Source organism: Gordonia sp. 852002-51296_SCH5728562-b (assembly GCF_001665475.1).
GTDB classification, from domain to species: domain Bacteria; phylum Actinomycetota; class Actinomycetes; order Mycobacteriales; family Mycobacteriaceae; genus Gordonia; species Gordonia sputi.
Genome location: NZ_LZMI01000075.1, coordinates 37,811 through 46,389, shown reverse-complemented (window position 1 = coordinate 46,389; position 8,579 = coordinate 37,811). Strand labels below are relative to the sequence as shown.

Genomic DNA, 8,579 nt, shown 5'->3' with positions numbered 1-8,579 from the left:
CCCACCCTTCGAGCTCACGGCGCTCGTCATCGGTCAGAACAATATCCACTGCTCGCGGACCCCGGGTTGCCATTCCCCAGTCTATCAACCGAATGACAATTAATGACTCAGGACACTAGCCCAACGCCGACGGCACCGACTTCCGGTGCGGTCGGCGTTGTCGTGTCGGTGGGGTATCGGGTCGGTGGGGTTGCTCTGTGCCCTAGGCAATTCGTCTGGCGCCGCTGGCCGTCTGGGCGCCGCCCACATGGCTTTCGTGAAGCATTCCTACATCTTCTATGCACTTTATTTCGATTGTGCTTCACTACCGGAGCCCCGACCATGAGTACATGACAACGCGCGACCGCATGCTGGCACTGACCGTCGTCGTGCTGTGGGGTTTGAACTTCATCGCGATTCGTCTGGGCCTCGACCACTTCCCTCCGTTCTTCTTCGCCGCACTGCGGTTCGCGGTCATGGCCGTACCGGTGGTGTTGTTCGTGCGCTTCCCACGGATGCAGATCAAGTGGTTTCTGTTGTACGCGTTCGGATTCGGTGTCGGACAGTTCGCCTTTCTCTTCCTCGCGATGAACATCGGGATGCCGACAGGCCTCGCGTCGCTGGTGCTACAGACGTCGGCCCCGTTCACTGTGCTGCTCGGAGTCGTGTTCCTGCGGGAGCGACTCGTGCCGGCTCAAGTCGTCGGAATCGCAGTCGCAGTGGGCGGAATCGTTCTGATCGGGGTCGACCGCGCGGGCCACAGTTCGCTCGGCATCGGCATCGTCGTTCCGATCCTGCTCACCGTTCTGGCGGGACTGTCCTGGGCATTCGGCAACATCGGCAACCGCCTCGCCTTGCCCCCGAACTCCGGTGACGCACTGCGGATGACGCTGTGGATGTCGGTGGTGCCGCCGATCCCGCTGTACCTGCTGAGCCTCGCTGTCGACGGACCGTCGGCAGGTTTTCACGCCATGGCCACGCTCGGCTCGACCTCAGGCCTGATCGCGCTGGCCGGGTTGGCGTATGTGGTGCTGCTCGGAACCATCGCAGGGTCGGGTCTGTGGACGTCGCTGATGCAGCGCTATCCGGCCAGCCGAGTCGCGCCGATGTCGCTCTTGGTTCCCGTCGTCGGGATTACCGCTGCCTGGCTCTTCCTCGGCGAGCAACCGACCTATGTCGAGATCGGCGGAGCCGCGCTGGTGATCGCCGGATGCGCAGCAGGAGTACTCGCCGCGCCACGATCGCGGGCCCGCACCACACCCTCTCCCGTTTTCAGTCATCCGAGCATCGAACCCACCGCAAAAGCCCAGGTCGGCGCCGGCAGCGCCGCCGAAAATGACTGAAAACGGGTTACGGCACCAAGATCCCCACCCGAAAAGCTCGTCCCGACCTCGACTTACGTCGAGATCGGCGGAGCCGCGCTGGTCATCGCCGGATGCGCAGCAGGAGTACTCGCCGCCCCACGCTCGCGGGCCCGCACCACACCCTCTCCCGATTTCAGTCATCCGAGCATCGAACCCACCGCAAAAGCCCAGGTCGGCGCCAGCAGCGCCGCCGAAAATGACTGAAAACGGGTTACAACACCAAGCCGCCCATCGGAAACGCTCGTCGCGGTCGATGAGTCGCCATCGATTGACCATTTCTACTGTTCACGGAGTCGTCGGAGGGCGCCGCCACGACCTCTACTGTTAGACGCCCTAGTATTCAGGGGTCGAACCAGCAGCAGGGTTGGGCGCGATAGGCCCACCTGGGGACGCACGAGGGGATGATCAACGAGATGTCGCACGCCGAAGGTTCGCAGCCGTCATCGTGGCCGAAAGTGGATGGTCACGAGGACGACGAGGGCCGGATCGACACGTCGTTCGGTGCGGGCCAGCCCTCATCGGACGCTCCCCAACCGCCGCAACCCTCGCACGCACAGTTCACCCCGCCGCCCGTGGCGCAGGTCAACTGGTACACGGGCAGGTCGGGCGAGGCGCCGCAGACACCGGAGATCCCGGTCGCTCAGTACCTCCCGAACGATCAGCATCCCGCACCGCAGCCGCCAGCTGGCTATCCGGCCGATCCCCACCAGGCAGTTCCCGGCGCGGCCTACCCGCCTGCGCCTATGCAGCAACCAGGACCTCCCTGGCCTCACTACCCCGAGCCGAACTTCCCCGACCCCAATTACTACGGCGGCCCCTACGAGGGGGGACCGCAACAGCCGGGAATGCAACCAGGTGCCCAGTTCGCCGGAGCTCCCGGTGCCGCGAATCCGAATCAGCAACCGGCGACACCATTCTCGGCGCGCGGAGCCGGATGGCGGCGAGCACTGCGCACCGTGTCAGGCGGTCTGATCAATCTGGGCGAGAGCAAGTCGCAACAACAACTCGACGAGATGATCGCACGCATCCGTCGGCCGATCGCCGGCGATTTCCGTCTGGCAGTGCTCTCCCTCAAGGGTGGCGTCGGAAAGACCACGACGACAATCGGACTCGGCTCCGCGTTCGCATCGCTGCGCGGTGACCGGGTGATCGCGGTCGATGCAAACCCAGACTTCGGAACACTCGGCCGACGTGTCCCTCAGCAAACCGGTTCGACGGTGCGCTCCCTGCTGAACGACCCGAACGTCACGCGGTACGCCGACGTTCGGCGCCACACGTCCCAATCCGCGAGTCATCTGGAAGTGCTTGCATCCGAACGCGATCCGGCGATATCGGAATCCTTCAGCGCCGACGACTACCTCGACGTCATCGGAATCCTGGAGAACTACTACAACATCATCATGACCGACTGCGGTACCGGTCTCTTGCATTCGGCGATGGAGGGCGTCCTGAGTTCGGCAACCGCTATCGTCCTCGTCACGTCACCGGCCGTCGACGGCGCCGAAAGTGCCGCAGCCACACTGGATTGGCTCAACGCTCACGGCTATCAGCGACTGGTACAACAGGCCGTCGTGGTGATCTCAGCGTCGAAGCCGGGAGGTGCGCCGATCGATCTGGACATGCTGACCCAGCATTTCCTCGGTCGGACACGAGCGGTGCAGATCATCCCGTTCGATGACCATCTCGCGACCGGTGCGCAGATCGACCTCGATCACATGAACCGCGACACCCGCAATGCATTCCTGGAACTTGCTGCGACAGTGTCGGATTCATTCAATCCGGGAATGCCCGACGCTGGTGCCGGCATCCAGGGATTCCAAGGGCCGCTCGGCGCACCCGGGTTCCAAGGACCTCCGCCCGGATACCAGGGCCCGCCGCCCGGGTTCCAAGGACCTCCGCCCGGGTTCCAAGGACCTCCGCCCGGATTCCAGGGTCCGCCACCCGGGTACCAAGGACCTCAACCCGGGTTCCAGGGACCCCAATCTGGGTTCCAGGGGCCATCGCCCGAGTACCAAGCACCTACGCCCGGCTACCAGGGGCCGCCGGCCGGATACCAAGGTCCGCCGCCCGAGTACCAGGCACCTTCTGCGGGGCACGAAGCGCCTCCGGTCGGGTATCAGGGGCCGCCGCCGGGGTACCAGGGCACTCCGACGGGAGTACAGGGGTATCCGACCGGGCAGTCCGACACCCCGCCGCAGCCGTATCCTGCTGCGCCGCAAAGCCATTACGAACCAGCGGCACAGGAATCGATCCCCCCAGCCGACGAACGCTTCTGAGCGACTCTACGGCTGGGTGCCGCTGAGCTTTCCGAGCTCTTCGGGGCAGTAGCTCTGCGCCGCGAGGCCGAGGACCTGACCGGACTCGGCCTCGTTGAGTCCGTTCCCCACCTTGTGGATGGCGTCGAGAAGTCCGTCGCCCGCCTTGAGATTCGCGCACACCTGCTTGCCCGCCGTCACCGCGGCCGCGTCGTCGGGAAAGTGGATGTTGAGTTGTTTGAGCCCTTGCAGATAGAACTGATCACCTTGCTGCGGTAGCGCTTTCGCGGCGTCAGGTGTCGAGGAAGTCGACGTCGGCTGCGCCGAATCGCTGTCGCCACCGCCACATCCAGCAAGCCCGACAACCACCATGGCCATCGCCGGGACCATCATCGCCCTGATGATCGAGCGTCCACTTTTCGGCATCGTCATGCCACTCCCCCATGTGTAGAAAGGTCTGATCAAGCCCCGAACCGTCGACCACTCTACTGATGCGCGACGCCGATCAGCGCAGGGCGTCGGACACCACGTCGGTGAACCGCGAGATAGCTTGATCCGCAACGGAACTGAATGCCGCCATGCTGGCGAAACCGTGGATCAGCGGCCCCTCTCGCTGCAACGTGACAGGCACTCCAGCGGCACCGAGGGCATCGGCGTATGCGATCCCTTCGTCACGCAGGGGATCGAAGCCGGCGACCACGACGTGTGCGGGAGGTAGGCCTGAAAGGTCTTGTGCGAGTAGCGGAGAGACGCGCGGATCGGATCGCTGGGCAGGATCGGGCACGTAAGCGTCTGTGAAATCAGCGATGCGTTCGCCGGTCAAGAAGTAGCCCTTCGCGAACTCGCGGGCCGAACCGTATTCGCCGACGGAATCAGTCTTGGGATAAATCAAGAGCTGCAGCATCGGAGTGATCGGCTCACCGCGGACCTCCTGCGCGACGACCGCTGCGAGATTGCCGCCAGCACTGTCGCCTGCCACGACGATCCGGTCGCTCGGGATACCCCAGCCCGGGGCGGCGTCGACCACACCACGCCAGGCGGCGAGAGCGTCGTCGACCGCTGCGGGGAAGGGGTTCTCCGGCGCGAGCCGATACTCGACGGAGACGACGTCGGCGCCGGTGTCGACGGCCAGCCTGCGCGCCAGCGGGTCGTGACTCCTGCGACTGCCCGTGGTGAACCCGCCGCCGTGGAAGAACAGGATCAACCCGCGGCTCTCGACGCCCGCGCGATAGCGCGTCACCGGAATCGGGCCTGCCGGGCCGTCGAACTCGAGGTCCTCCTCGACGGCCAGCACCGGGAGCTTCTCTGCGGTGAGCGCGGTGATCCGCGCCAGTCCGCTGCGGGCCTTGCCGATCGTCGGCCCGCCCATGTCGGCGTTCGGGAGGACTGCTGTTGCAGCCGCGGCGGCCAGCATCTCGACGCTGACGTGGTCGCCGTCTGCGTTGACCGGACACCACCGCGACACCGCACCGAACACCTGCGGTGGCACGTGGCCGATGACTCGCAACAGCGAACGGACGGGTCGTAGCGGCGGGGACAGCGTGGGGTTGGTGGCGCGGCTCACGGCCGCGAGACTACCCCGCGCAGGGGCGTGGTCTCGACAAGCTCGACCAGCGAGGGCGGCTCGACCAGCGGGGCGCAGCTCGACCAGCGAGGGCACAGCGCGACCCCGGCCGCGCGCTGCGCCCCGACGGCAGGCCGTGGGGCGCTGTGACAGACTCTCCCCATGCCCGACCGCGTCCCCGCTCCGGGTGGCTCGACCACCCGTGTCCCCGTTCGTACGTCGCTAGCCCTCGGAGCTGCGTCGGCTGCCCGCTGGGCGTCGCGCACCGCGGGGCGCGGCAAGGGATCGATGATCGGCGGCCTGGTCGCCGAGAAGATCGACCCGAACATCATGGGCCGTCTCGCCGCCGGAAAACGGACCGCGCTGATCACCGGGACAAACGGAAAGTCGACGACCACGCGCATGACCGCCGCGGCCCTGGCCGAACTCGGCGAGGTCGCCACCCAGGCCGACGGCGCCAACATGGACGCGGGCATCATCGCGACGCTCAGCTTGCAGCGGTCGGCGCCGGTCGCGGCACTCGAGGTCGACGAGTTGCACGTTCCTCATGTGAGCGACGCCGTCGACCCCGAAGTCGTGGTGATGCTCAACCTCTCACGCGACCAGCTCGACCGCGTCGGAGAGATCAACATGATCGAACGACGGCTCCGCGAGGGCCTCGCGCGACACCCCGATACGACGGTGATCGCCAATTGCGACGACGTCCTGATCACCTCGGCCGCGTTCGACGCTCCGAAGGTCGTCTGGGTTGCTGCGGGCGCGAGCTGGGTCGGCGACTCGGTGAGCTGCCCGCGCACCGGCGAGCCGATCGCGCGCACCTCGGGCGACCCCACCGACCCGTCGATCCAGAGCGGCGTCGACTGGTACTCGACGGGCGATCCGACGTTCCGTCGTCCGACACCCCAGTGGTGGGTCGACGACGAAAAGATCTATGGCCCTGACGGATTCGAGGCCCCCATGACGTTGAGCGTGCCCGGTCGCGCCAACCGTGGCAACGCCGCGCAGGCCGTTGCCGCTGCCGTCGCGATGGGTGCCGATCCCGCGAAGGCCGTTGCCGCCGTCAGCACCGTCGGTGAGGTGGCCGGACGCTACGGCATCCACCAGGTGGGCAACCATTCCGTGCGCACGCTGCTCGCAAAGAACCCCGCGGGGTGGCAGGAAGCGCTTTCGATGATCGATCAGGACGCCGACGGCCTGGTCATCGCCGTCAACGGTCAGGTCCCCGACGGCGAGGACCTCTCCTGGCTGTGGGACGTGCGGTTCGAGGCCTTCGAGACGATGCAGGTGGTCGCGGCTGGCGAACGCGCCGCCGACCTGTCGGTCCGACTGCTCTACGCCGGCGCCGAGCACACCACCATCCCCGACACCATGAAAGCCATCGCCTCGTGCCCGCCCGGACGCGTCGAGGTGCTGGCCAATTACACGGCGTTCCGCGACCTCGGCGTCGCAATCGAACGCGCCGAGCGCGCACGGAAGGGACAGTAATGAGTACTTCGACGCTGCGCATCGGCCTCGTCCTGCCCGACGTCATGGGCACCTATGGCGACGGCGGCAACGCATTGATCCTGCGACAGCGGGCGCGCATGCGCGGTGTCGACGCCGAGATCGTGCAGATCACTCTCGACGACGAGGTGCCCGACTCGCTCGACGTCTACACCCTCGGCGGCGCTGAAGACTATGCACAGCGGCTCGCCACACGGCATCTCACGCGGTACCCCGGTCTGCAGCGGGCCGCAGCCGCCGGACGTCCCGTGCTCGCCATCTGCGCCGCAATCCAGGTACTCGGCCACTGGTACGAGACATCGGCAGGCGAACGCGTCGACGGCATCTCACTCTTCGACCTCACCACATCCCCGCAGGCCACACGCAGTATCGGCGAGGTGGTCACCGACCCGGTGATGCCCGGACTGACCGATCAGCTCACCGGATTCGAGAACCACCGCGGGGGTACAACGCTGGGGTCCGACGCCGCGCCGCTCGCGAAGGTGCGCCACGGCGTCGGCAACGGTGTCGGCGACGGAACCGAGGGCGTGGTGCAGGGCTCGGTGCTCGGGACGTACATGCACGGTCCGGCGCTGGCTAGGAATCCGCAGCTCGCCGACCTGCTCCTGGCGCGCGCGATGGGCGTCGAATCGCTCGCGCCGCTGGACCTGCCCGAAGTGGACCGGCTGCGCCGCGAACGGCTCGCCGCCGGGCGTCGAGGCTGAGCTCTACCTTCGCCGGTCGAGCGTCTACTCCGCTGGTCGAGCTTGTCGAGACCACCGCCGGCCGAGCGCCCACCCCGCTGGTCGAGCCCGTCGAGACCACCCGCCGGTCGAGCGCCTACCCCGCTGGTCGAGCCCGTCGAGACCACCGCCGGTCGAGCGCCTACTCCGCTGGTCGAGCTTGTCGAGACCACCACGCCCGCCGGAAGCGCGAGCACTTCTCCGGCCCGCAGATGGCGCAGTCGGTGCCCGATCGGAAGTGCTCGTGCGCTGTGCGGGGATGACCGCAGCGGCACGTCGAGTCGGGATCGCGCCCCGCGAGCCGTCGCATCTTCTCGCTCATGGACGCCGTCACTTCCGTTCTGCTGCACACCGCTTCGACGCGGACACCGTTGTTCACGCAGATCGTATCCACTCGGCCACCGAAAACGATACGAAGGCTCGCCTCAGCAGCTCGACCAGTCACGCGCCCGCGTCGTCGACCACAGGTAACCCCGCGTGGCGGCCGGCGCCGCGCAAGACCTCGCGCAGCATCGCGGGCGTCAGGCGTCCGGTGAACGTATTGTGTTGGCTCACGTGATAACTCGCGAAAAGCGTGAGTTCGCGGTCGCCGCGTCGGATCACGGTCTGCGCACCGTGGCCGAACTTCGGTCTGGGCCGCGAAACCTCCCATCCGAGACCGGCGAATCCGGTCAGCGCCGCCTGCCAACCGAATGCGCCAAGGACGAAAACCGATCGCAAAGTCGGTGCGAGAAGGTCGATTTCGTTGTGCAGCCAGTGCGCGCACTGGTCGCGCTCAGCCGGAGTCGGCTTGTTCTGCGGTGGCGCGCAGTGGACGGGCGCGGTGATCCGCACGCCGGTCAGCTCCAGGCCGTCGTCGATCGAGACCGCAGTGGGTTTGTTGGCCAGCCCGACGTCGTAGAGCGCACGGTAGAGCACGTCGCCGCTCTGGTCGCCGGTGAACATTCGGCCGGTCCGATTGGCGCCGTGCGCCGCAGGCGCCAGCCCGAGGATCAGCATCGCTGCGTCGGCCGGACCGAAGCCGGGAATCGGCCTGCCCCAATAGCTTTGGTCGGCGAAGGCCGCACGCTTCTCACGGGCGACCAATTCACGCCACGCAACAAGCCGCGGGCACGCACGACACTGGATCAGCGCCGCGTCGAGTGTCGTGATGCTGCGGTAGGCCATGAGCTCACGGTACGCCGAAATGCCG

At 66.8% G+C, this 8,579-nt stretch carries 7 protein-coding genes; 4 read left to right on the top strand and 3 right to left on the bottom strand.

The window, feature by feature from the left end; all coding sequences use genetic code 11:
• Positions 1 to 329 precede the first annotated feature (329 nt).
• The gene (locus A5766_RS13695; protein WP_064863316.1) at positions 330 to 1,322 is read left to right on the top strand and encodes an EamA family transporter; all 993 of its coding nucleotides are present in this window, start codon (positions 330 to 332) and stop codon (positions 1,320 to 1,322) included.
• A gap of 434 nt (positions 1,323 to 1,756) precedes the next feature.
• Entirely contained in the window at positions 1,757 to 3,619 is a 1,863-nt protein-coding gene (locus tag A5766_RS13690; protein ID WP_231894645.1) for a nucleotide-binding protein, read from the top strand.
• Between the two features lie 6 nt (positions 3,620 to 3,625).
• On the opposite strand, the gene A5766_RS13685 is transcribed toward A5766_RS13690, so the two are convergent.
• Positions 3,626 to 4,030, bottom strand: coding sequence for a DUF732 domain-containing protein (locus A5766_RS13685; protein WP_231894644.1), 405 nt, complete (start codon positions 4,028 to 4,030; stop codon positions 3,626 to 3,628).
• Between the two features lie 73 nt (positions 4,031 to 4,103).
• Entirely contained in the window at positions 4,104 to 5,162 is a 1,059-nt protein-coding gene (locus A5766_RS13680; RefSeq protein WP_064905047.1) for an alpha/beta hydrolase, read from the bottom strand.
• A 162-nt stretch (positions 5,163 to 5,324) separates the two neighbouring features.
• Here A5766_RS13680 and A5766_RS13675 point away from each other — a divergent pair, with 162 nt between their 5' ends.
• On the top strand, positions 5,325 to 6,647 hold the full coding sequence (locus tag A5766_RS13675; RefSeq protein WP_064863319.1) for a MurT ligase domain-containing protein: 1,323 nt from the start codon (positions 5,325 to 5,327) through the stop codon (positions 6,645 to 6,647).
• On the top strand, positions 6,647 to 7,369 hold the full coding sequence (locus A5766_RS13670; protein WP_039856675.1) for a type 1 glutamine amidotransferase: 723 nt from the start codon (positions 6,647 to 6,649) through the stop codon (positions 7,367 to 7,369). The genes A5766_RS13675 and A5766_RS13670 overlap by 1 nt, the downstream gene beginning before the upstream one ends.
• A gap of 459 nt (positions 7,370 to 7,828) precedes the next feature.
• On the opposite strand, the gene A5766_RS13665 is transcribed toward A5766_RS13670, so the two are convergent.
• Complete coding sequence (locus tag A5766_RS13665; protein WP_064905044.1) at positions 7,829 to 8,554, bottom strand: uracil-DNA glycosylase; 726 nt, start codon at positions 8,552 to 8,554, stop codon at positions 7,829 to 7,831.
• Between the last annotated feature and the right edge of the window lie 25 nt (positions 8,555 to 8,579).